Raw genomic sequence first — 25,216 nt, forward strand, 5'->3', positions numbered from 1 at the left:
TTTATACAGAAAAAGACGGCCGGGATCTATTCCTCGGCCGTCTTTTTATTGGTGAAACCCCTATACGATTTCTTGATTTCCAGATAAGAGTCCAATTCTTCAATGATCTGGTACAATGCTGCCATCGACTGGAATTCCTCGTGGTTGTTGGGGAGGGGCAATTTTGAAAACTCCATTTTCACATCATCCAATTTCCCCAAATATCGGCTGGCGGTGTTGCCTGCATGGACATGATCTGCCAGGTCGTTCAGGAAGTCTCCGATCAATTGCGCGTGTTTAACCAATACCGGCAAAGTGGAGATTTTCGGCAGGATGCGTTCAATGATTTCATATTGATCCTGCCGCATATCAAAGTAGCGATAATATTTATTTTCCAGACGGGTGACGTGATTCTCTACATCCTGGTAGGCAAGTGCCTTGGCTTTGCTGAGCAGCTCAGCGGTTTCCACAAGTTCGCTGCCATCCCAATCGCTTTTTCCTTCTTTTAAAAACTGAGCCATTTCGTGCAGGATTTTGGCATAGAGCACCTCAATCCTGAAACGATAATCTTCCAGTTTATTCTCAATGCTCGGCATATACATATTTACGATAAGCGCTGTACCAAAACCGATTACCATCAGCAGAATTTCGTTTAAAATCAAACTGCCCGTCAAATCCCCCGCACTGTAAATGTGGAAAATGATAACGGAACTCGACACAAAACCATCTGCAAAGCGCAGGCTTACGAGAACCGGAATGAACAGCAGAATCATCATTCCAATCACTACTGGATGATAAGCAATTCCTTCAAAAAAGATCATGGCATAAAAAATGGCAATCAAGCTGGCAATAAATCGGGAGACAGCTGCACGGATGGACCGTTTTTTCGTCGGCTGGATGCATAGGATGGTCAGTATACCGGCTGATACAAAAAAATCGAGCTGCAATAATTGTGCCAATGAAATAGCGATGATTACGCCGACAGCGGTTTTCATTGTACGATAGCCGATCGATAAGCGTTTCAGTTTCAGTTTCAGTTTCAGCTGACTTCCCTCCCTTTTGTTCCGGCATAAAAAAACACCCCTTTTGAGGGGCATTTCAATTTTAGATTTCGCTGCAATGCTCTTCAAACAATGCTTGTATGTGGGTGATGACCGACATTGGGTCATGGCCTTCGATTTCATGGCGTCCAATTTCGTCAACCATTTTTCCATCTTTGACAATTGCAAAAGATGGTGACGAAGGAAGGTGATCATCTCCAAAAATTTCACGCGCCTGAGCTGTTGCTTCTTTGTCCTGTCCGGCAAACACCGTGTAAAGATTATCCGGGCGTTTATCGTAATGGATCGCATGAAGCGCGGCCGGGCGTGCAATTCCTCCCGCACATCCGCAAACCGAGTTGATCATGACGAGACTTGTACCGGATTTAGCCAATGCTTCATTGACTTCATCAGGTGTCGTCAATTCTTTATACCCGCCGTCCACTAATTCTTTTCGGGCTTGTGTCGCTATATCATTCATCAGAAAATTGAAATCCATGCTCATAGGTACCACTCCTTCTATTATCTGTAATTATCATATCAGGTGTTCGAGCAGACTGCAAAGGAGCCTACTCGAATAATTCATGGATAGCCTGAGCCACTGTCAGCCGATCATCCAATATCTGCTGTTCAAGTTTTTTGACCAATTCGCGCCTGTCGGGATCTTCAAAAAACCTGCCATACAGCTCGTCTGTAATCATCGACCGAAACCAGTCCTTCGTTTGGGTCTGCCGGCGCTTATCAAAAACACCATTTTCTTTGGCAGCAGATTCAAATTCTTTTGCCAGCTGCCATACTTCCTCGATGCCGGTATGTTCTATGGAAGAAACGGCGAGCGCCTGCGTTTTCCAGTTTTCGGTTGCCGGCTGCAGAAAATGGAGCATGCCTTTGTATTCGCGAACTGTTTTCTGAGCCAATTCCAGGTTGCCGCTGTCTGCTTTGTGCACCAGGAGGGCGTCCGCCAGTTCGAGAATTCCTTTTTTCATCCCCTGCAATTCATCCCCTGCTCCAGTCAGAACGAGCAGCAGAAACATATCGACCATGCCCCGCACCAATGTCTCACTTTGGCCTACGCCAACCGTTTCGACCAGGATGACGTCATACCCTGCCGCTTCACATAACAGCATCGTTTCACGCGTTTTTTTATGGACACCGCCAAGCGTTCCGGCAGTCGGTGAAGGACGAATAAAGGCCCGCGGGTTTTTCGCCAGCTGCTCCATCCTTGTTTTATCGCCAAGGATACTGCCTCCTGTAATCGAGGAGCTTGGATCAATAGCCAACACCGCAACCCGGAAGCCCTTATCCGTCAGCATCTCACCAAACGTCTCGATAAAAGTGCTTTTGCCGGCGCCTGGCACACCTGTAATGCCGATCCGCAGGCTATTGCCGGTATGCGTCAACAGCATTTTCAAAAGTTCCTGTCCATCCCGTTTATCCGATGGATTCGAACTTTCGAGCAGCGTGATCCCTTTGCCCAGGTGAAGGCGGGATCCCTGTTTCACACCTTCTGCTATTTCATGTATATCCAGGTTCTTTTTATCCGGTTTTCTGAATTTTTTCCGGGGCGAAGGCGACATTCCATCATGTTTGGCATTGACGCCCACCATGACCTGTCTTGAGCCTTTTTCTCGCTTCATCAGTCAGCCACTTCCTCGTATCCGAGGCGCACATAGATTTCTTCGATGACTTTCTGTGCAGCAACCGGAATCACCGTTCCGGGCCCGAAGATGGCGCTTGCTCCGTTCTTGCGCAGGAATTCATAATCCTGAGCCGGAATGACGCCGCCCACCACGATGAGTATATCTTCGCGGCCGACTTTCTTCAATTCTGCTGCAAGATCCGGAACCAGTGTACGATGGCCTGCTGCCAATGAACTAACGCCGATCACATGGACATCATTTTCCGCTGCCTGCTGTGCTGTTTCTGCCGGTGTTTGGAAAAGTGGCCCGATATCGACATCAAAGCCCAGGTCCGAGAATGCAGTTGCAATGATTTTTGCCCCGCGGTCATGGCCATCCTGTCCCATTTTAGCGACAAGAATCCGAGGTCTGCGCCCTTCATTCTCGATAAAGTCTTCTGTCATTTCCTTGACGGTTTCAATTTCCTGCTGATTGGAGAAATTAGAACTGTATACACCGCTCACCGATCGGATCACCGCCTTATGTCTTCCGGAAGCCAATTCTACAGCGTCGGAAATTTCACCCAGTGTTGCACGTTCCCTCGCTGCGCGAACCGCGCATTCAAGAATATTGTCATTTCCTTCTTTTGCGGCTTTTGTCAGTTCTTCAAGTGCGATTCTGACCTTTTCACTGTCTCTTTTCGCTTTCGCCATCTCAATGCGTTCAATTTGTTTCTTGCGCACCATCGTGTTATCGATATTCAAAATATCGATAGGATCTTCTTCTTCAAGCCGGAAGCGGTTAACGCCGATGATCGACTCTTCTCCAGAATCGATCTGTGCCTGTTTTTTCGCTGCCGCTTCTTCGATCCGCATTTTCGGCAACCCGGTTTCAATCGCTTTCGCCATGCCGCCAAGTTCCTCGACTTCCTGGATCAATTCCCATGCTTTGTCGGTTAATTGCTTCGTCAGGCTCTCGACGTAATATGAACCGCCCCACGGATCAATGACTTTTGTCATCGCCGTTTCATCCTGCAGGAACAATTGCGTATTTCTGGCTATGCGGGCAGAAAAATCTGTCGGCAATGCAATCGCTTCATCAAGGGCATTCGTATGAAGTGACTGTGTATGGCCCATCGCTGCAGCATTCGCTTCCAATAATGTGCGCGTCACATTATTGAACGGATCCTGTTCAGTCAAACTCCAGCCGGACGTTTGGGAATGTGTCCGCAATGCCAGTGATTTAGGATTCTGCGGATCGAAGGATTTCATCATTTTCGCCCAGATTTCACGGGCAGCACGCATTTTCGCCACTTCCATGAAATAATTCATGCCGATTCCCCAGAAGAAGGAAAGACGCGGGGCAAATGAATCGATGCCGATTCCTGCTTTAAGCCCGGTCCGGACATACTCCAGTCCGTCTGCCAGTGTATAGGCAAGTTCAATATCTGCAGTTGCTCCCGCTTCCTGGATATGGTAGCCCGATATGGAGATTGAGTTGAATTTCGGCATTTTCTGCGAAGTGAATTCAAAGATATCCGCAATGATCTGCATTGACATTGCCGGGGGATAGATATACGTATTGCGCACCATATATTCCTTCAGGATATCGTTCTGAATAGTTCCGGAAAGCTGGTCCGGTGAAACACCCTGCTCTTCAGCAGCCACAATGAAAAAGGCCATAATCGGCAAAACCGCCCCATTCATTGTCATGGATACGGACATTTTATCGAGAGGGATGCCATCAAAAAGGATTTTCATGTCTTCCACACTGTCGATTGCGACGCCGGCTTTTCCTACATCCCCTAAAACGCGTGGGTGATCGGAATCGTAGCCGCGGTGCGTGGCCAAATCGAATGCCACGGAAAGGCCTTTTTGGCCCATGGCCAGATTGCGCCGGTAAAAGGCATTGCTTTCTTCAGCTGTTGAAAATCCGGCATATTGCCTTACCGTCCATGGGCGGGATACATACATGGTCGGGTAAGGTCCACGGACGTACGGGGCATGACCAGGCATTGAGTCTTCTATACCTGCAACGTCTGCTTCACTGTAAGCAGATTTTATGGAAATTCCTTCATTTGTCAGAAAATCGTCCTGTTCTGGTGCAGAGATTTTATTTATTTCTAATTTTTGTAATTCGACTTTGGAAAAATCTGGTTTAGTCATTTGGAAGAACCTTCTTTCCTAAGTTCAGAATCTGTTCAAGCTTGGAAACGATATTCTGTCCGGAATAGACTGCATCTGAAATGGCTCCTGTTTTCCACGCTGCCATCTGAGAAGCGTCAAACCTGCCCGCTACATCAAGCACCGCTGCAGTCTGAATTTCCGGTATCAGTCGATCCAGGGTTTCAGCATCTCCGCAAAGGACTGCATAATCGATGTGATGATCGTTCAGATAGCGATTGACCGATGCTGCATCACACAACTCCGGGCTGATTTCCGGCTCGATTCCGCCGACAGCCAATAGACCTTCGACAAAATCAGATTTCGCTTTTACTTCTTTCAGAGGTCCCAAATGCAGAATTGCGACTTTCAACTCCAATTCACGTGCCTGTGCACGCAATTTCTCGAAAGACGTCGCCAGCCGTTTCGCCGTAATATACTCCAGATGGCTGCTGTCGATTGACTGGTCTTTAACCGCTTCCTGGGGATTGGCGTAGACATTGGTGCCGACCAGTGAGATTTTTCGCTCAGCAGCCAACTTTTTCCGTTCCATCCATTTCGACTGAATATCATCGGTCAGCCAGCCGGACCCGATTACTTCGGAATAACCGCCAGCTTCTTCGATTTCAAGAAAATAATTCCACGACGCCTCAACGTATTCATTGGTCAACTGCTCGATGAAATAGGAACCGGCAGAGGCGTCCATTACTCGTGACACATGGCTTTCTTCCTTTATGACCAATTGCACATTGCGGGCAATGCGCCGGCTTGTAGGCTGTGATATGGTCAGAAAATCATGCGGATGGACCGTGTGGGCATCAGTGCCGCCAAGAACCGCTGAAAATGTTGCATTGCCGGCTCGCAAGAGATTGACGTAAGGATCCAGTTTTGAATAGGAGCGGACCGAAGTTTCCGTGTAAACAGGAATAGTCACTGCCTCTTCTCCGTAGGCTTCACTGAATGCTCTCCACAAGACACGGAAGGCGCGCAGCTTCGCAATTTCCTGGAAGAATTGCGTATCCACTGCAAAGCGGATCCAGGTATTCCTGGCTGTTTCCATATATTCGCCGTCTTTGATGCTTTCAGCAAGTATACTCAGCGCCACACCCAATTCATGGATAATCGTACCTCCTGCATGATGAATCGGAATCGTATCCACCAATCGCGTTCTGACATTTCCTGGAGCAGCAGCTTGTTCTTCGGAGAAAATTACGCCTTTCAGTTCCTTTTTTTGTTCATCATCAATAAAATCGAAAACCCGCAGGATGCCGGTGTCTTCACTCGTCACTTTAAAATAGAAAGGATGCTTGACGATGAGTTTAGCCAATTGCTTCAGTGAGCTGTCTGTCCAGTCGAATTCGTGTGAGCTCGTATAGACGACCATGTCATTTCCTTTTGACAGATCTTCTTTCGTCTTCGCCAGGAAATCTTCCGGGGAATCCGTCAGCACTTCCTGTGCAATAAGCCAGCCGGCCTTCCTCTTGCCGGAACGGACCGCTTCCTGTTGGAAATCTGTAATGCCGCCAAGCTTGTTGAGCATTTCTTGTGTATATAAAGGTTCCAATGTAATGCCTTCGATTGTCTGTGTTCTCAGTGCAGCTTCAACGGACTTGCCGCCGATCGCTTTTTCAGCGGAATTCTGCCACTCATCATATGTACGCGTCGGAAATTTTGTCTGTTTCATCGATTCGATCGTCAAAATTTTCCCTCCTCATATATCTTTACTCCATTTTACCTGAGAACGCCGGTCTATAAAAGCCAAAAAAGCTTGAAGTCCGAAGACTTCAAGCTTTTTCTGTATGGCTATGAAAGTTTTTGCTTTATTTTTTTGAGAAAGCTTTGGATGGAGCTGGTTTCTGTCCAGACTCCAGCAGCCCAGCTCCACGGGGCATAAGCCAACTCAGCTACGCGAAAAGGACAGCTTCGCTGATTCGACTTATGCCTTTTGGAGCTGATGGGGCCCTGTCACTTTTCTTAATAAACCGATGTATTTTCTTTTGACATATTTTCAAGGATTTCCTTGACGCGTCCGAGGAATTGGCCGCAAACAAGGCCATCAAGCACACGATGGTCAAGTGACAGACAAAGGTTCACCATGTCGCGTGCCGCAATCATGCCGTTATCCATGATCATCGGACGTTTAACAATCGATTCAACCTGAACGATTGCTGCCTGTGGGTGGTTGATGATGCCCATCGACTGGACAGAACCGAAAGATCCGGTGTTATTGACAGTGAAGGTTCCGTCTTTCATTTCAGCAGAGCCAAGTTTTCCGGAACGGGCTTTTAATGCCAGTTCATTGATTTCTTTTCCAATGCCTTTGACCGATTTTTCGTCAGCGGCTTTAATGACCGGTACGAATAATGCGCTGTCGGATGCAACGGCGATCGAGATATTGATGTCTTTCTTTTGAATGATCTTATCGCCGGCCCACATCGAGTTCATCATCGGGTACTCTTTCAGCGCCTGTGAAATTGCTTTGACGAAGAAAGCGAAATAGGTGATATTGAATCCTTCTTTTTTCTTGAAATCGCCTTTGATTGAGTCACGGTACTGAACGAGATTCGTTACATCAACTTCTATCATCATCCAGGCATGTGGAGCTTCATGCTTGCTCTTCAGCATATTTGCGGCAATTGCACGGCGAACGCCGGTCACTGGAATTTCGATATCTCCAGGTGCACTTTGGATTGGTGCAGATGGAGCTTTTTCTGCAGCTGGTTGGGATTGCTGTTGTGGTGCTTGTTCTGCCGGTTTTGGAGTTTCAGCCGGAGCATCTCCCGCTTTCGGGATATTGCCGCTTTCGATCAGCGCCATGATATCTTTGCGTGTGATGCGGCCTTCATTTCCAGAGCCTTCCACTTGAGTCAAGTCGATATCGTTCTCCTGTGCCAAACGCATAACAGCCGGAGAGTAGCGCGCTTTTGAACCACTGGCTTTGACCGGCTTGGAAGATCCTTTTTCGCCTTTCAAATCTTCAGTCGGTTTTGCACCGGCAGCCGGCATCTCATTGGCTTTTTCATCTGCAGCCGGTTTTGCTTCTTCAACCGGTGCAGCATCGCCGCCTTCTGTTTCGATCGTGCAGACTATTTCTCCGACAGCCAGCGTGTCGCCTTCTGCCGCGATTAATTCCTTGATCGTTCCAGTAAATGAAGAAGGCACTTCTGCTGTCACTTTGTCAGTATTCACTTCAGCTAGAGCATCGTATTTATTGACATGGTCGCCCGGCTGGACGAGCCATTTTTCGATCGTTCCTTCAGTGACACTTTCGCCAAGTTGAGGCATTTTAATATTTTCGGTAGCCAAAGGGGTTCCTCCTTTTTGTTCTATTTAAAATCAAACTATATAAGTTGAACTAATGATTTTTAATAACCGATATTGCGCAAAACAGCTTCGAAGGCAGTATCCGACGCCTGCGAGGATATTGCCTTTGCGACGAAGTGCGTAGCACTGCAGGAGCACGCTTTTTTTTGGTGCTCCTGCATCGCTGCGCTGCTTCGTCGCAAAGCGTCGGCCGAACTCCCTTCGGCCAACACTTGGCTTGCGCTGAGCTAACTCGGTCTCGTTGCACTTCGCCCGAGTGGATCTCAGCACTTCGCTTGGACCCCTGGGCGTCTTCGCTGTTTTGCTCCATATCTAAATGATTAACATAAGATGAATAAGCGGAAGACGGCGAAGAGCAAACATGTGCTCCTGCATCGCTTCGCTAGCTTCGTCGCAAACGATTTGCGCAAGCGCCAATCGCTTCCTGCGGGAGCAGTGACAAAGCTTGCGACGGAGCGACATGAGACGAAGACCCCACAGTGAGTGAAACGAGCGAGGAGGCTCAAGCCATGCCCGCGGAAAGCGTCCGTCTGAAGCGATTCATCATTTAATTTATTTTCTATTTCTTATAATTATATTTTTTAAAAATTAGTATTCAGCAAGCTCACGCATCGCTTTTTCTACTTTATCCGGATTGATCATGAAGAATTTCTCCATTGTCGGCGCATACGGCATTGCCGGTATATCTGGTCCGGCGAGTCGCTGGATCGGCGCATCTAGGTCGAATAGGCAGTTTTCAGCAATGATCGCTGCCACTTCCCCGATGATGCTTCCTTCTTTATTGTCTTCAGTCACGAGCAGAACTTTACCGGTTTTCTTGGCAGCTTCGATAATTCCTTCTTTATCCAATGGGTAAATGGTGCGAAGGTCAAGAATGTGCGCCGAATAGCCGTCTTCCGCAAGGCGTTCAGCAGCCTGCAGGGCAAAATGAACTGCAAGGCCGTAAGTGATAACTGTGATGTCTTCACCTTCACGTTTAACATCAGCTTTACCGATTTCAATCGTGTAGTCCTCTTCAGGCACTTCGCCTTTGATCAGACGGTAAGCACGTTTATGTTCAAAGAACATAACTGGATCATCATCACGGATTGCCGCTTTCAAAAGACCTTTTGCGTCGTATGGTGTAGATGGGATAACGATTTTTAGGCCAGGCTGGTTTGCAAATACCGCTTCCACGGATTGCGAATGGTAAAGTGCGCCGTGAACGCCGCCGCCGAATGGTGCGCGGAAAACGATCGGGCAAGACCAGTCGTTATTTGAACGATAGCGGATGCGGGAAGCTTCCGAGATGATCTGGTTGACGGCAGGCATGATGAAATCAGCAAACTGCATTTCAGCAATCGGACGTAAACCGTACATCGCTGCACCAATCCCGACACCGGCAATGGCCGATTCCGCAAGTGGCGTATCGAGTACGCGGTCTTCTCCAAACTGGTCGTAAAGTCCGGCAGTCGCTTTAAAAACCCCGCCTTTTTTACCAACGTCTTCCCCGAGAACGAAAACGTTGTCGTCACGTTCCATCTCTTCTTTCATGGCGAGCGTTATGGCGTCAATATAATTCATTACTGCCATTATTCGTTCCCTCCTTTTTCTGCATATACATATTTCAATGCATCTTCAGGGGCAGCATACGGTGCATTTTCCGCATAATCAGTTGCTTCGTTTACAATGACCATGATGCGGTCATTGATCTCTTTTTCAAGTTCGTCATCCAAAATATTGTTTTCTTTCAGGTAAGCACCAAACAGCAGGATTGGATCTTTTTCTTTTTGAGCAGCCAATTCATCTGCAGAGCGGTATTGTCTATGGTCGTCATCCGATGAATGGGCAGTCATGCGTTCGGAAACGGTTTCGATAAGGCTTGGACCTTCGCCACGACGTGCGCGGTCAGCCGCCTCCTTAACATGCTTATAAACTTCGATCGGGTCGTTGCCATCGATTGTAACTCCAGGCATACCATAGCCGATTGCGCGGTCCGAAACATTCTTGCTGGCAACCTGGCGATCATAAGGGACCGAAATGGCATATTTATTGTTTTCCACCATAATGATGACCGGCAATTTGTGGACGCCGGCAAAGTTCATGCCCTCGTGGAAATCTCCCTGGTTGGATGAACCTTCACCCAGTGTTGTGAACGCGATGAAATCTTTTTTCTTCATTTTTCCGGCCAAAGCAACTCCTACTGCATGGGGAAGCTGCGTTGTCACAGGTGAAGAACCTGTAATGATGCGGTTTTTCTTCTGCCCGAAATGGCCAGGCATCTGGCGCCCTCCGGAGTTTGGATCTTCCGCTTTGGCAAAAGCAGACAGCATCAGGTCTTTTGGTGTCATTCCGAAATGCAGGACAACTCCCATATCGCGGTAGTATGGAGCGATGTAATCCTTTTCGTTATCCAAAGCGAAAGCAGCACCTACTTGAGCCGCTTCCTGTCCCTGACACGAAATTACGAACGGAATTTTACCAGCGCGGTTCAAAAGCCACATGCGTTCATCAACGCGGCGCGCCATAAGCATTGTTTCATAGATTTTCAGAACGTCGTCATTCGACAAGCCGATTTCTTCGTGTTTTGCTGACATTCAATATTTCCTCCCTTAACTGTGGATTGCTTTGCCGTCAACGGCAAGAGCCGCTTCACCCATGACTTCGGATAACGTCGGATGCGGATGGATCGTATCTGCGATTTCCCATGGAGTCGCGTCAAGTACCATCGCGAGTCCTGCCTCAGAAATCATATCTGTAACATGCGGTCCGATCATATGGACACCGAGGACGTCATTTGTTTCTTTATCTGCGATGATTTTGACGAATCCGTCACTTTCGCCGTACACAAGGGCTTTTCCGATTGCTTTAAAAGAAAATTTGCCGACTTTGACGTCAAAGCCTTTTTCTTTCGCCTGCTCTTCGGTAATGCCGACACTGGCCGCTTCCGGATTTGAATAAATGCATTTTGAAACCTGATCGTAATTAATGGCGTGCGGTTTGTTTCCTTTAATATGTTCAACCGCGGTGATTCCTTCGTGAGAAGCTACATGCGCCAATTGAAGGCCACCGATGACATCACCAATTGCGTAAATATGGGATTCCCGGGTTTGGAAAGTATTCTTCACCTGAATGAAACCTTTATCAACAATGATATCAGTGTTTTCAATCCCGATATTCTCAACATTCGCCTGGCGTCCTACTGACACCAGCATTTTTTCAGCCGAGAAGCTCTGGTTTTCACCATTGATTTCCGCCTGAATAGTAACGCCCTTATCGTTTTTCTCAAGGGTTTCAGCAATAACTTTTGCATTTGTAACGAAAGTAATGCCTTTTTTCTTCAATAGTTTCTGCATTTCTTTCGAAACGTCTTTGTCTTCCGTCGGGATGATGCGGTCAGCATACTCAATGACCGTTATCTCAACACCAAAATCATTCAGCATGGAGGCCCATTCGATGCCGATAACACCGCCACCGACGATCACCATCGATTTCGGAAGTTCCGTCATTTCCAGCGCTTCATCAGAGCTCATCATGAACTCACCATCGATTTCGAGGCCTGGAAGGCTGCGTGGACGGGATCCGGTAGCGATGATGACGTTATGGGGAATCAGCATTTCGTTTTCTTCGCCATTGTTCATTTCCACTGAAATCGTTCCAGGGTTCGGGGAGAAGATTGAAGGACCTAGAATTCGCCCGAGACCTTCATAGACATCAATTTTCCCTTTTTTCATCAACCCTTGTACGCCGGCATGCAATTGATCGACAATCCCTTGTTTGCGCTGCTGAACGCGTGAAAAGTCGAGGCTCACTTCGCCTGTATTGACGCCGAAATCAGCTGCATGATTTTTCGTCGTCGAGTAAACTTCTGCACTTCGAAGCAGAGCTTTGCTTGGGATGCATCCTCTGTGGAGGCAAGTTCCACCCAAATCACCTTTTTCAACAATTGCGGTTTTCAAGCCAAGCTGCGCTGAGCGTATGGCGGCAACATATCCGCCGGTTCCGCCTCCAAGGATGACTACATCATAATTCTGAGCCATGTAAACGTCCTCCTCCTATTATATAACTTAATAATTTTTCGCTGTTTCTTCACCATTCAATACCCGGATAGCACCTTCAGCAAGTGCCTGCAATTCATTTTCCCCAGGATGGACAGCCACGTCAGCTATCCAGCTGATGCGGTCAGAAATCGCTTTGACGAAACTTTTTCCGTAAGCGAGTCCACCGGTAAGAATAATTGCATCGACTTTGCCTTCCAAAACGGCGCTGGCCGAACCTATTTCTTTGGCAACCTGATAAGCCATGGCATCGTACACCAATTCAGCCTGCTTATCGCCTTTTTGAATTCGTTTTTCTATGGTTACCGCATCGTTGGTACCCAGATAACTGACGAGTCCGCCCTGGCCTACAAGCCGTTTCATGATTTCATGACGGTAATACTGCCCGGAAAAGCACAATTCCACCAAATCGCCTGCCGGTACGGTACCCGCCCGTTCCGGACTGAACGGCCCATCGCCGTGAAGTCCGTTGTTGACCTCGACCACACGTCCTTCTTTATGGACACCAACCGTAATGCCGCCGCCCATATGAGTGACGATCAGACGCAAATCTTCATAACGTTTGCCTTTATCTTTTGCATATCGTCTGGCAACCGCTTTCTGATTTAAAGCATGAAAGATTGATTTTCTTTCAATCAGTGAAAAACCGGAAATTCTGGCAATCGGGTCCAATTCATCTACAACGACCGGATCCACGATAAAGGCAGGAATATTCAATCCTTCGGCAATTTCATTTGCAATGATGCCGCCAAGGTTTGAAGCGTGCTGGCCGGACACCCCTTTTCGGAGGTCCTGGAGCATGGCTTCATTTACGGAATAAGTTCCGCCTTCAATTGGCCGGAGCAGTCCGCCCCTTCCGCAAATAGCGGAAAGTTTTGAAACGTTCATTCCTTCTTCATCCAGGGCTTCCAAAATAGTCTGTTTGCGAAAAGCATATTGGTCGATGATCGTGGGAAATTCATTGATCGCTTCAGATGAATGGCGGATCGTTTTTTCCACGATCAGAATATCATTGTCAAAAACACCAATTTTTGTTGATGTAGAGCCGGGGTTGATGACCAATACGCGATACAACTGTTCCTGCAAATCGATCCCTCCATTTCAAATTAGCGTCTGCTGATAATATTGTGTTCATTGCGCAAAAATTGGCTGCGTGATTTATGGACGCGTTCGATACGCTCTTCTGCCATGCGGTCAGCAGCCTGGTAGCTAGGAATTCCGTCGCGTTTTGAAATTTCAAAAATGCGGGTGATGCTGTCGTAAATTGTTTCAACGCGTTTCATCGCACGTTCGTTATTGTATCCGTATAATTCATCGGCAACATTTATGACGCCGCCTGAGTTGATGACAAAATCAGGAGCATAGACGATGCCGCGTGCTTCAAGTTCATCACCGTGGCGTTCCTCTTTCAACTGGTTGTTAGCTGAACCGGCTACGGCTTTCACTTTCAATTGCGGAATTGTATCGTCGTTGATGATGGCGCCCATAGCACACGGAGCAAAGATGTCCGCTTCTTGTGAATAGATATCGTCTGGTTCCACCGCAACTGCTCCAAAATCATTTACTGCACGATCGACTGCTTCTTTATTAATATCCGTAACAATCAGTTTTGCGCCTTCTTTATGCAGGTATTCGCACAAAGTGTAAGCTACGTTTCCGACTCCTTGAACAGTTATCGTTTTGCCTTCCAGTGAATCATCGCCGAAAGCTTCAAGCGCTGCTGCTTTGATACCGATGTAACAGCCATAAGCCGTTACCGGTGATGGATTGCCTGAAGAACCGAAAGCCGGTGAAATCCCTGTAACAAAATCAGTTTCTTCGTGGATCAGGTCCATATCAGCTACAGTTGTTCCAACATCCTCTGCAGTAATATAGCGGCCGTTCAATCCTTGGATAAAACGTCCGAAAGCACGGAACATTTCTTCGTTCTTGTCTTTAAGAGGGTCACCGATGATGACGGTTTTCCCGCCGCCCAGATTCAGGCCGGCTGCAGCGTTTTTATAAGTCATGCCGCGGCCAAGACGGATTGCGTCTTCAATCGCTTCTTCTTCTGTATCGTAATTCCACATGCGCGTTCCACCAAGGGCTGGCCCCAAAGTAGTGTCATGGATGCAGATGATTGCTTTCAAACCGGAATTTTTATCCTGGCAAAATACCAATTGCTCGTAATCGTGTTCTTCCATTTTGTCGAAAATTTTCATTATAAATTCCTCCTAAAAAGTTTTTATTGAATGGCGGATGTTTTGATTGCCAATGCCAGTGAAAAGAGTTTGCTTTCTGCACTGTCTGCACGGGAAGTCAAGACAATCGGCGCTTTAGCACCGGCTATGATGCCGCCAACTTTCGCTTTAGCAAAGTAGACTAATGATTTATACAGGATGTTTCCGGCTTCGATGTTGGGCACCAGCAGAATATCCGCTTTGCCTGCCGTAGCACCAGTTATGCCTTTATGTTCTGCCGCGGTAACTGAGATGGCATTATCGAGTGCCAATGGGCCGTCTACTATACAATCTGCAATCTGTCCCCGGCGGTTCATTGCCGCAAGTGCAGCAGAATCCAAAGTAGCCTGCATGGCCGGATTGACGACTTCCACTGCTGCCAATGGCGCAACAACCGGTGTTTCAACGCCAACAGCACGGGCCGTTTGAACAGCATTTCGGATGATTTGAGCTTTTTGCTTCAAGTCAGGCTCTATATTCATGCCGGCATCCGTAATAAAGATGAGCCGGTCATAGCCTGCGATTTCGAATGCAGCAACATGGGACAGGATATTGCCCGTCCGCAAACCAAAATCCTCATTTAAAACCGCTTTCAATAAAACCGCAGTTGGGATATGGCCTTTCATCAGCACATTCGAATCCTTGACGAAAACAGATTTGACAGCAGCATTCGCTGCCTGGACCGCACCTTTGACATGAATCAGTTTTACCTTCGGGTGACCAAGGAGATGCGGATATTTGGCACCGATCATTTCCTTCAGTTTCGCTTCATCATCGAAAAGGCTGAAACTTGCAATATTGCGGGATATCGCCATGTCGACTGCTTCCAGAACTTCTAGATCTGCAGCCGCTGCGACAGCCACATCATTCAGCTGTGTTTCCGCCGAGATTTGTTTAACAATATCATTTAATGTGGTCATTTTAGTTCACCTCATTCACTCTTAATTAAAACAGAAAAAACCCTGCAGTATAAGGCATGTAAGCGTTTTATTGTTTGAAATCAGCCGTTCTCTTTGCAAATTATTGCAAAACCGTGCAAATAGCTGCAAAAATCAAGTCAATCCGAATTTTTCCAGCTTATAATACAGGGTCCGCAATGACACATCCAACGCTTTTGCAGTTTTGGATTTATTGCCTTTGTTCTGTTCCAGCGCCCTCTGAAGAATACCTCTTTCCACGGTGTCCAATTGCTCCTGCAGGGGACTGCCCACTTCTATTGCCACTTCATTTTTTGCTTCTGTAGATTTGATCATATTGAGAGGGATGTTTTTTTCCGTCAGCACTTTTTCATTGATATTCATAAATATCATGGACCGGCTGATGACATTTTCGAGTTCCCGCACATTTCCGGGCCAGTCATACAGACGCAGCAGCTGAAGCGCTTTGTCGGTGACCGTTTCAATGTTCCGGCCATATTCCTGATTCAGTTTCGTCAGCAGTCGATCCACAATACGGGGAATGTCCTGCTTCCGGCTCCGGAGCGGCGGAATGAGAATCGGCATCCTGTTCAGCCGGTAATAAAGATCTTCCCGGAACGTTCCCTCCAGAAGAGCCTTTTCCATGTTCGCATTTGTCGATGCGATGACCCGGACATTGACCGGCAGCGCTTTCTTCCCTCCTATGCGAAGAGTTTCATGTTCCTGCAGAACCCGGAGCAGTTTACTTTGGATGCCCGCGGACAATTCGCCGATTTCATCGATGAAGATGCTGCCGTTGTTCGCCTCTTCCAGCAGTCCCTTTTTTTCACCGCTCTTGACACCCGGAAGTGCGCCTTCCTCATAGCCGAAAAGCTCGCTTTCAAGCAGTTCCTCTGACAGTGCGGCACAGTTGACCCGAACAAATTTATTGAATTTACGGTCGCTTGCACTATGAATGGCATGCGCGAATAATTCTTTTCCTGTTCCTGACTCCCCCCGCAGCAACACAGTGACCGGCGTTTGCGCTGCCAGCTTCGCCTGCTGCAGCGATAACTGCATTTCCGGAGAAAGGCCGATGATGTCATCAAACGTGTATTTGGATTCCAGCGTCCGAATGATGCTGCGTGCACGGTCCAGTTCTTTCATGAGTGAACGGATCTCGGTAGTATCATGAATGACGCCGACACTGCCTTTCAGTATATTATCCACAATAATTGGTGCAACATTGACAATCACTTCACGGTTCGCCGGCCCGACTTTCAGGTTGACACCACGAACCGGTTTACGGGTTTGCAGCGCTTTCAGATGCATGCTTTCCCCTTCAGAAATATCCGCTGATGCCGGCTGCCCGATCACGTCATCTACCTGGAGTCCGGTGATCCGGGTATAAGCGGGATTCACCAACAGGCCGTATCCATTTTCATCCACAACAGAAATAGCATCGTCACTCGATTGGATGATGGCCTGCAACATCGTCTGGATTTCTTTCAGATCCGTAATCTCTTCCGCCAGTGACACGACTTCTGTTATATCTTTAAAAACCGCAAATGCACCTATAATTTCCCCGGTTTCATCAATAATCGGAAATCGGGAGGCGACAATCTTCAACCCGTTTTTCAATTGCAATTCCTTGTTCAATTCGATTCGGCCAGTTTCATAGATCCTGGGCAATTCACTCGTCGAAATCAATTCCAGAATATGTTTTCCGATGGCTTCCTTTATGTCTTGCTCGATCATTCTCGATGCGGACCGATTCATGAAAATGACCCGGCTGTTCTGATCAATTCCGATCATGCCCTCTTCTATTGAATTGAATATGATATTCTGTTTATGGCTTTCGCCGCCGAGCTTTTTGAGGAAATGTTCTTTTTCATCAACCAGTTTTACTATAGAGTTGGCAAGGCTGCCCGGAACGATTTCGGTGGTGTCGGAAAAGTATTGCTCCAATTGCTTCTGCACCACATTGCTGCCGGAAACATTCATCACAATATCGAATTCATTCGACTCGAATTCAAAATGATTTTCTTTTACCGGAATTCCTAAATTCCTTGCCGCTTCCAGCGCAGGAGCCTGCGGATTAATATCGACCATTCCAGCCAATGTCAGGTATTCCGAATCACCGAGCATATTAAGTAAAGCCATACCTCCGGCGCCACCGCCAATAATCAGAACTTTTTGCAAAATAATTCAAACTCCTTTATCTGCTGTGCAAAGATTTGCAATCTTATTTAAGGGTACCTCAGGTTTGAATTCTTGACAACTTTCACCGATATCGGAACAATAGATGAAGAAGGAGTGGAAACATGGGACGTTTAATAGCATTCATCATTCTTTTAATCCCCGGCATACTGGCCGCTTACGGCATAAAATTAATGAGGGATTCGGTATTCAGTAAATTATTGGAGCCCTACCCGGTACTCTGGCTGCAATTTTCATTGGGCTTGATTTTCACCGTTATCGGCATCGGGTTTTTTGCCGGCTTCCTGCTTAACCGCGACCGCAAAAAAGGTACAGTGTCAAAACGGTTTCAAAAATAAAGGTGAAGTAAATTTGGGGAACGGTTGCTTTCTGTTCCGATGCGCGCTTTCCGCGGGCTCGCGCCCAAGCCTCCTCGGTCACTCCGTTCCCTGCGGGGTCTCGGTCGTCTCGCTAATCCGCAGGAGTCGCACACCTGCACGCCAAGCAACTGGACATTTCTAAAAAATAGTAGCACAGACCATGGCCATGGTCTGTGCTACTATTTTTAATATGTTTTCTCGTGGAGCGGCCAGAGCCTCCACAGTCGAATTGCTCTCTCCGGTATCTCAGGACTCTCTCTGCTTCCCGTAGGAAAGACATTGGCCGAAGACTGCGAGGGCAAGCCTTTGCGACGAAGCAGCGCAGCGATGCAGGGACAGAGACAGGAGCACCTCTTTTCCTTTCGCCGCCTGTCGCTTCATTTTGGTTCTATGTAGAATTGGATTGTCAGTTTCATGAAATAGACTTAAAAGAATATTCTTTTATAGAAAGCAATTTAAGATATGGAGCAAAACAGCGAAGACGCCCAGGGGACCAAGCGAAGTGATGAGATCCACTCGGACGAAGTGAAACGAGACCGAGTTAGCTCAGCGCAAGCCCCCAGGCAAGCAAGCTGTTTTGCGGAATATCGCTTTTCATTTTCACTTTCTCAACTAGCTCAAAATGCGTCCCCCTTATTCATGGGAACGCATTTTCTTTATCCGTGCAGGATGATCTGTGATGATTCCGCAAATGATTGGCGACAATTGTTTCAAGACCTGCTCTCTGCCTGCTATGCCATAAATCCTCACCTTTTTTCCCACACTCTTCAGATTGACGAGGAGGTCTTTCGAGTAAAGGCGTTTATGAAGATGGATGCTGTCGATCCAATGCATATCCGTAATCTGTTCCAGCGCCGAATTCCGTTTGGCCACCAGCGCTGTTTCGATTTCCGGGTTCAGCTCTTTCATTTTTTTCAATAACTCCGGATTGAAAGAGGACAGATGGACATCTCCCACCCCTTCAAGCATAGCCGCGAGAATTTCAGGTCCTTCCCCATGCACTGCAAACGATTCTTTCATTTCGATATTAAGAGGAATCGCCCGTTTCTTAGCCCACTGAAACACTTCATAGGCAAGCGGTATACGCTCAGCTGACGACTTCCGTTTACCTCTTTTCCCAATAATTATATCTTTAATTTTATCGTAATTGACTTCTGAAATTTTCAGGTTCTTGCCACTCAGCCGTTTCAGATTATCATCATGAAAAACGAGTATTACACCGTCACTGGTAATCTGAACGTCCAGTTCAATGCCGACATCCAGTTCGCAGGCACTCCTAAAGGCGGTCCATGTATTTTCAAGCGCGTAAGCAGAAGCTCCGCGATGACTGTAAATTGCCGGATTGTCCATTCTAACCACACTTTCCCATGAAATTTGTAGAGTCCATACTTTTATTCCATTCGGTTAACATTTTATCACGGCACAAATGAATGTACAGTAAGTCGTTCAAAAAGCGTTGCCGCAGGAATGAATTTTTCTGCGGCAACGCTTTTATGGAGTCGGCGGATCCTGCCATTTATGATTACGCCTCATCGGATTTTTCTTTTTCCATATTTTTACTGACAGTATTATATAACATGGCGATAAACTCGGAATTGGACGGACGGCTTCTCAAATGATTTTCACTGTAACCAAAAGTATTGGAAATCATTTTCACATCGCCTCGATTCCATACCAATTCGATGGCATGGCGTATTGAACGTTCCACACGTGTCGAGGTCGTGTCAAACTTTGCAGCAATCCCGGGGTAGAGTGATTTCGTTACTTTATTCAGTACATTCGAATCTTCCAGCACCAGATTAACCGCTTCCTTCAGGTAGATATATCCGTTGATGTGAGGTGGAATTCCAATTTCCTTGATAACAGCTGTGATCGGATCGTCTTTCACTTCCGGCCCGCTCACCTGTTCTTCCATTATGTGTTCGATTTGCATCGCAAGCCGGTCAAGCTCGAAAGGTTTCATGATAAAATAGGAAGCTCCGTTTTTGGCTGCCTGGCTCATAAGGGTATCTTGTCCGAATGCAGACAGCATGATGACACGAAGGTTTTCCAGACCCTTTTCTTTTTTAATGGCGTCGAGAACTCCGATGCCATCAAGAAAAGGCATGATGTTATCCAATAATAGAATATCAACTTTTTGGCCTTTCAGTAATTCGATGCATTCCCGCCCATTATGAGCGACTGCCACGACTTGCATATTGGGTTGTGAATTAAGGTATTCTTCCATCATATCCGCCAATTGTCGATTGTCATCGGCTATCGCGATCGTTATCTTTTCCATTATGTCTCTTCCTCCTGTAACTGCCCGGTGGAGTTTATCTCATCGCCAGCTTCCTGTCTTTCGCGAGTTTCAGCAATTCATCTGCATGCTGTAATGTCAGTTCTGTGATCTCAGCCCCGGACAGCATCCGGCTCATCTCTTCTGTTCGCTCTCGGCCGTCCAACTCATGGACTGCCGTAATCGTGCGTTTTTTCTCAATCCGCTTTTCAATGAAGAGATGCTGATCGGCCATTGCCGCAACCTGCGGCAAATGGGAGATGCAGAGTACCTGAGAGTGCACAGAAATGGCTGCAATTTTCTCAGCAATTGCCTGGGCTACACGACCGCTGACGCCCGTATCCACTTCATCAAAGATAATGGAGGTGATTCCCTGATGTTTCGAAAAAATTGTCTTCAAAGCAAGCATCATCCGAGATAATTCTCCTCCTGAAGCCACTTTTGTCAATGGCTTTAGCGGTTCTCCCATGTTGGTTGAAATGTGGAAAGCAATCGCATCACCGCCGTTGCGGTCGAATTTTCCTTGGGCGAGCGGTTCAAACACCACTTCAAAGGCAGCCTTGCCCATATGCAATTCCCGCAGCTGTTCCATGATATCTTTGCTCAGGCGCACTGCGGCTTTTTTTCGCAACAACATCAGCTCTTCTGCTTCTATTTTCAAATCCTCTGTCAGTTCCTTCAGCTTCTGTTGATCCAGCTGCAGGCGTTTATCGCGATTCAGCAGTTTATCCAGTTCATCTGTCTGAGTTTCATGATAAAGCAGGATATCTTCCACAGAAGCACCGTATTTTCTTTTCAAAGTCTGGATGGTTGCCAGCCGTTGTTCGATTTCATTGAGCCTCGACGGGTCGAATTCCATAAGATCAAGCATCCTCTTGATTTCCGTAGCGGTGTCCTGCAGCTGATAAAACGAACTGTTGACCATTTCAGAATGGCTTTGGTACGTTTCATCCACTGACGCGGCATGTTCCAGCTCCGACATGGCAGAACCCACCCAATCCAAGCCCTTCGACTCGCCTTGGATAGCTTCGTGCGCAGCTGCCACCGATTCATAGATTTTATTGAAGTTCTGAAGTTTTTTCCGCTCCAGAGACAATTCTTCCTCTTCGCCGGCAATCAGGTCTGCAGCATCGATTTCCCGCAGCTGGAATGTCAGAAGATCTATGCGCTGGGCGATTTGCTGTTCATTTTCATTGTAGGAGGCAAAGTCGCGCTTCAATTTCGTGTATTTTTCATAAGTATGCGAATAACTGGCTTTCGCTTTGAATAAACTTTTACCGGCATATTGGTCCAATAAATGAAGGTGGCGTTTTTCATCCATCAATTCCTGGGTTTCGTGCTGCCCATGAATATCAATCAACGCCCCTCCGACTTCCCGGAGAATTGAAATGGTGACAAGCTTTCCATTGATCCGGCAAACATTTTTTCCTTTGTCATTTAATTCACGGCGCAGCAGGACATCCCCGTCGGCAAAATCGATTCCGAGCTCTTCCATTTTGCGGAACACGGGATGTTTGTCATCTTCAATCGAGAAAAGACCTTCTATTTCGGCTTTGCTTGCGCCGTGCCGGATGAACTCCTGACTTCCTCTGCCGCCTGCCAACAAATTGACCGCGTCGATAATGATTGATTTCCCTGCCCCAGTTTCCCCTGTCAATACGGTAAGGCCCTCAGTAAAACTGACAGTGAGATTATCTATAATAGCAAAATTCCGAATATCCAATTCACGAAGCATCCCTATTCACCTCTTCATCAAAGCATTTCAATAAGCCGCTGTCTTAATATATCCCGGTGTTCGGTGTCCCTGCATATGATGAGGCATGTATCATCGCCGCATATCGTTCCAAGTATTTCCGGCCAGTCCAGATGGTCAATCAATGATCCAATCGCATGGGCATTTCCTGGCAAAGTTTTCATAACCAGAAAATGGCTTGCCCCATCAATGCTGACAAATGCGTCCGTCAGCGCCCGGTGCAATTTTTGCATAGGATTAAAACGCTGGTCTGCCGGTAAACTGTATTTATAACGGCCATCCTGCAACGGCACTTTCACAAGATGCAATTCTTTGATATCTCTCGAAACCGTGGCTTGGGTAACTTCATAACCCGCGGCTTTTAATAAATCCACCAGTTCATCCTGTGTTTCGATCTCGCGGTTGGAGATAAGGTCACGGATCTTAATATGGCGTTGCCCTTTATTCATAATGCGCCCCCTGAATGAATAATTATTCTAATTCCTTTATATCGTACCTTTAATTGTTGTCAAAAACAAGAAAACACATGCCCGGTGGGATGTGTTTTCCTGTCAAAGAATTTCATGTGCCATTTTGACTGTCTGTTCTGCCATGGCTTCGGAAATGGGTTCGGTGCTTTCATTTTCGAGTGCCGATTGCAGATGAAACAGGAATTCGATGTTCCCTTCTCCACCAGTAATCGGTGAATAAGACATATTCCGGATGTGGAATCCGGCAGCAGCCGAAAAGCCGCCCACTTTCTTCAGCACTTCCAAATGGATCTTGGGATCACGGATGATTCCCTTTTTTCCCACATTTTCCCGTCCCGCTTCGAACTGTGGCTTGACGAGGGCAATCACATCGCCGCCCGGTACCAAAATCGTCTTCAGGACCGGCAGAATGATTTTAAGTGAAATGAAGCTGACATCTATACTGGCAAATTCCGGAAGTCCTTCAATGAAATCCTCCGGTTTGGAATGCCTGAAATTCACCCGTTCCATAACGGTTACGCGTTCATCCTGCCTGATTTTCCAGGCCAGCTGATTATAACCGACATCAAGAGCGTAGCAGTGTGCTGCCCCGTTCTGCAATGCACAATCCGTAAAACCTCCCGTAGAGGAGCCAATGTCGAGCATCAGCTTTCCATCTACTGAAAGGTCGAATTCCGCCAGTGCTTTTTCAAGTTTTAAGCCACCCCGGCTGACATACTTAAGGTCATTGCCCTTCATATGAAGAGGGGCATCCGAAAGGATCTTCTCGCCGGGTTTATTCATACGCTCAGAACCGGAATAGATGATTCCGGCCATTATGGCGCGCTTTGCTTTTTCACGCGTTTCACAAATTCCCCTTTCAACAAGGAGAACATCAACGCGCTCTTTTTTTATTTTATTCATAGGGCTTTGGAGCCCGCCTGAGTTTTTACAGGTACCATATTTTTCACATTTGCGACCAACTGATCACTGTTCAGATGGATTTCATCCATCAATTCAGCTACATCGCCGTGCTCAATAAATTGATCGGGTATGCCCATGCGGTCGATCACAGCATCGTGATAGGCATTATCATGAACAAATTCAAGAACTGCACTTCCGAAGCCGCCTTGCAGAATCGCTTCTTCCAGGGTGATGACAGGAATATTTCGTTTGAATAGGGAATGAAGCATTGCTTCATCCATCGGTTTGATGAATCGGGCATTGACCACTTCAGCGTTGATCCCATTTTCGGCAAGCTTTTCAGCAGCATCCAGCGCCATTGATATTGTTGTACCAAACGTCAGAATCGCTGCCTCTGTGCCCGGTTTCAGGACTTCCCAACTGCCGATCGGCAAAGCTTTCATCTGCTCATCCATTGGCACACCAAGACCGTTGCCGCGTGGATAGCGCAATGCAATCGGACCGCCATCGTAATCGATGGCCGTTTGGACCATATGCTGGCCTTCGTTTTCATCTTTCGGCATCATGACGACCATATTCGGCAAATTGCGCAGGAATGCGACATCGAATACACCCTGATGGGTCTCTCCGTCAGCGCCTACCAAACCTGAACGGTCGATGCCGATAAAGACATTCAGATTTTGACGGCAAATATCATGGACCAACTGGTCGTATGCGCGTTGTAGGAATGTGGAATATATCGCAAGAAATGGTTTCATATCCTGCGTTGCCAGTCCGGCAGCCATTGTGGTGGCGTGCTGTTCCGCAATTCCTACATCATAAAAGCGTTTCGGGAATTCGGTTGCAAAACCTTCCAGTTTTGACCCGACAGGCATTGCAGGCGTTATGGCAACGATGCGTTCATCGGTACGCGCCAATTTGCGGACAGATTCCGCAATCAAGCCGCTCCATGAAGGAGCTTTAGAAGAGGATTTCACTAAATCGCCGGTGTCGATTTTATAAGGCCCCGTTCCGTGCCAAGTACCGATTTTATCCTGTTCGGCCGGCAGGAATCCTTTGCCTTTTTTTGTGACGACATGGAGAAGCACAGGACCGCCAACTTTTTTGGCGTACAAAAGATTGTCCTCCAGTTCTTCGAGGTCATGGCCATCAATTGGTCCGAGGTAGGTGAATCCAAGCTCTTCAAAAAACATACCGGAAACGACAAGGTATTTCAGGCTGTCTTTTACGCGTTCAGCTGTGGAAGCAAGTTTGCCTCCTACTGCCGGCACTTTTTTCAGCAGGTATTCAAGATCATCTTTGACTTTATTGTATTTGCCTGCAGTCCGCATTCTGCCAAGGACTGAATGCAATGCACCAACATTCGGGGCTATTGACATTTCGTTGTCATTGAGAATAACAATCATATCCGTATTGGCATGGCCTATATGGTTTAAGGCTTCAAGAGCCATACCGCCGGTCAAGGCACCGTCGCCGATAATCGGAATTACGTGATTTTTCGCCCCTTTGATATCACGCGCAGCCGCCATTCCCATCGCTGCTGACAAGGAAGTGGAGCTATGGCCCGTTTCCCAGACATCGTGGTCGCTTTCGTTGCGTTTCGGGAAACCGCAAAGGCCTTTAAACTGGCGCAATGTATCGAACTGCGAAGCTCTCCCGGTAAGAATCTTATGAACGTAGGACTGGTGCCCGACATCCCAGATCAATTTGTCGGAGGGACTGTCGAAAACACGATGAAGAGCCAGTGTCAATTCGACCACGCCGAGGTTAGGGCCGATATGGCCGCCAGTTCTTGATAAGTTCTCTATTAAAAATCGTCTGATATCTTCGCTTAATTCAACGAGCTGTTCATTGTCCAGCCCTTTTAAGAAAGATGGACTAGTAATCGTATGAAGATCCATTCCATCACACACCTTTTTTTAAAAATTTTTCCGACTTTATTTCTCTCTACATTATA

20 protein-coding genes are annotated in these 25,216 nt (G+C 47.1%); 1 reads left to right on the forward strand and 19 read right to left on the reverse strand.

The features are described from left to right. Positions 1-26: 26 nt before the first annotated feature. The 13 genes from ACFQ1X_RS04450 to ACFQ1X_RS04510 all read right to left on the reverse strand — a co-directional run bounded on the left by ACFQ1X_RS04450 (position 27) and on the right by ACFQ1X_RS04510 (position 17,478). Positions 27-1,016, reverse strand: coding sequence for an aromatic acid exporter family protein (locus ACFQ1X_RS04450; RefSeq protein ID WP_379081603.1), 990 nt, complete (start codon positions 1,014-1,016; stop codon positions 27-29). Positions 1,017-1,083: 67 nt separating this feature from the next. Further along, positions 1,084-1,524: a BrxA/BrxB family bacilliredoxin gene (locus ACFQ1X_RS04455; protein ID WP_144840225.1), complete on the reverse strand. Its 441-nt coding sequence runs from the start codon at positions 1,522-1,524 to the stop codon at positions 1,084-1,086. 64 nt (positions 1,525-1,588) lie between these two features. Beyond that, complete coding sequence (gene meaB, locus ACFQ1X_RS04460) at positions 1,589-2,656, reverse strand: methylmalonyl Co-A mutase-associated GTPase MeaB (RefSeq protein ID WP_144840224.1); 1,068 nt, start codon at positions 2,654-2,656, stop codon at positions 1,589-1,591. Then, positions 2,656-4,803 (reverse strand): methylmalonyl-CoA mutase, encoded by a 2,148-nt coding sequence (gene scpA / locus ACFQ1X_RS04465; protein WP_144840223.1) that lies wholly within the window; start codon positions 4,801-4,803, stop codon positions 2,656-2,658. Before scpA ends, meaB begins: the two co-directional genes overlap by 1 nt. After that, a complete protein-coding gene (locus ACFQ1X_RS04470; protein WP_144840222.1) occupies positions 4,796-6,499 on the reverse strand; it encodes a methylmalonyl-CoA mutase family protein in 1,704 nt (567 codons plus the stop codon). The genes scpA and ACFQ1X_RS04470 overlap by 8 nt, the downstream gene beginning before the upstream one ends. Before the next feature lie 275 nt (positions 6,500-6,774). Next, positions 6,775-8,106: a dihydrolipoamide acetyltransferase family protein gene (locus ACFQ1X_RS04475; protein ID WP_144840221.1), complete on the reverse strand. Its 1,332-nt coding sequence runs from the start codon at positions 8,104-8,106 to the stop codon at positions 6,775-6,777. A 606-nt stretch (positions 8,107-8,712) separates the two neighbouring features. Then, complete coding sequence (locus ACFQ1X_RS04480; RefSeq protein WP_144840214.1) at positions 8,713-9,696, reverse strand: alpha-ketoacid dehydrogenase subunit beta; 984 nt, start codon at positions 9,694-9,696, stop codon at positions 8,713-8,715. Further along, positions 9,696-10,700, reverse strand: coding sequence for a thiamine pyrophosphate-dependent dehydrogenase E1 component subunit alpha (locus tag ACFQ1X_RS04485; protein WP_144840213.1), 1,005 nt, complete (start codon positions 10,698-10,700; stop codon positions 9,696-9,698). Before ACFQ1X_RS04485 ends, ACFQ1X_RS04480 begins: the two co-directional genes overlap by 1 nt. 15 nt (positions 10,701-10,715) lie before the next feature. Beyond that, positions 10,716-12,143, reverse strand: coding sequence for a dihydrolipoyl dehydrogenase (gene lpdA / locus ACFQ1X_RS04490; RefSeq protein WP_144840212.1), 1,428 nt, complete (start codon positions 12,141-12,143; stop codon positions 10,716-10,718). A 27-nt stretch (positions 12,144-12,170) separates the two neighbouring features. Then, complete coding sequence (gene buk, locus ACFQ1X_RS04495) at positions 12,171-13,247, reverse strand: butyrate kinase (protein ID WP_144840211.1); 1,077 nt, start codon at positions 13,245-13,247, stop codon at positions 12,171-12,173. Positions 13,248-13,267: 20 nt separating this feature from the next. Continuing rightward, entirely contained in the window at positions 13,268-14,362 is a 1,095-nt protein-coding gene (locus tag ACFQ1X_RS04500) for a Leu/Phe/Val dehydrogenase (protein ID WP_144840210.1), read from the reverse strand. A gap of 23 nt (positions 14,363-14,385) precedes the next feature. After that, positions 14,386-15,300 (reverse strand): phosphate butyryltransferase, encoded by a 915-nt coding sequence (gene yqiS / locus ACFQ1X_RS04505; RefSeq protein WP_144840209.1) that lies wholly within the window; start codon positions 15,298-15,300, stop codon positions 14,386-14,388. Between the two features lie 132 nt (positions 15,301-15,432). Continuing rightward, complete coding sequence (locus ACFQ1X_RS04510; protein ID WP_144840208.1) at positions 15,433-17,478, reverse strand: sigma-54 interaction domain-containing protein; 2,046 nt, start codon at positions 17,476-17,478, stop codon at positions 15,433-15,435. Positions 17,479-17,600: 122 nt separating this feature from the next. Between ACFQ1X_RS04510 and ACFQ1X_RS04515 the strand changes: the two genes are divergently transcribed. Beyond that, on the forward strand, positions 17,601-17,834 hold the full coding sequence (locus tag ACFQ1X_RS04515) for a DUF2627 domain-containing protein (RefSeq protein WP_144840207.1): 234 nt from the start codon (positions 17,601-17,603) through the stop codon (positions 17,832-17,834). A gap of 654 nt (positions 17,835-18,488) precedes the next feature. Here ACFQ1X_RS04515 and ACFQ1X_RS04520 read toward each other — a convergent pair. The 6 genes from ACFQ1X_RS04520 to dxs form a co-directional block, all read right to left on the reverse strand. After that, complete coding sequence (locus tag ACFQ1X_RS04520) at positions 18,489-19,205, reverse strand: glycerophosphodiester phosphodiesterase (RefSeq protein ID WP_144840206.1); 717 nt, start codon at positions 19,203-19,205, stop codon at positions 18,489-18,491. 172 nt (positions 19,206-19,377) lie between these two features. Then, positions 19,378-20,136: a sporulation transcription factor Spo0A gene (gene spo0A, locus ACFQ1X_RS04525; protein ID WP_144840205.1), complete on the reverse strand. Its 759-nt coding sequence runs from the start codon at positions 20,134-20,136 to the stop codon at positions 19,378-19,380. Positions 20,137-20,170: 34 nt separating this feature from the next. Then, positions 20,171-21,868 (reverse strand): DNA repair protein RecN, encoded by a 1,698-nt coding sequence (gene recN / locus ACFQ1X_RS04530; RefSeq protein WP_144840204.1) that lies wholly within the window; start codon positions 21,866-21,868, stop codon positions 20,171-20,173. 17 nt (positions 21,869-21,885) lie between these two features. After that, positions 21,886-22,335 (reverse strand): transcriptional regulator AhrC/ArgR, encoded by a 450-nt coding sequence (ahrC, locus tag ACFQ1X_RS04535; protein WP_144840203.1) that lies wholly within the window; start codon positions 22,333-22,335, stop codon positions 21,886-21,888. A gap of 102 nt (positions 22,336-22,437) precedes the next feature. After that, positions 22,438-23,259 carry a TlyA family RNA methyltransferase gene (locus ACFQ1X_RS04540; RefSeq protein WP_144840202.1) on the reverse strand — a complete coding sequence of 274 codons (822 nt, stop codon included), beginning with the start codon at positions 23,257-23,259 and terminating at the stop codon, positions 22,438-22,440. Then, positions 23,256-25,160 carry a 1-deoxy-D-xylulose-5-phosphate synthase gene (dxs, locus tag ACFQ1X_RS04545; RefSeq protein ID WP_144840201.1) on the reverse strand — a complete coding sequence of 635 codons (1,905 nt, stop codon included), beginning with the start codon at positions 25,158-25,160 and terminating at the stop codon, positions 23,256-23,258. Before dxs ends, ACFQ1X_RS04540 begins: the two co-directional genes overlap by 4 nt. Between the last annotated feature and the right edge of the window lie 56 nt (positions 25,161-25,216).

Source organism: Metaplanococcus flavidus (assembly GCF_042675885.1).
GTDB classification, from domain to species: domain Bacteria; phylum Bacillota; class Bacilli; order Bacillales_A; family Planococcaceae; genus Planococcus; species Planococcus flavidus.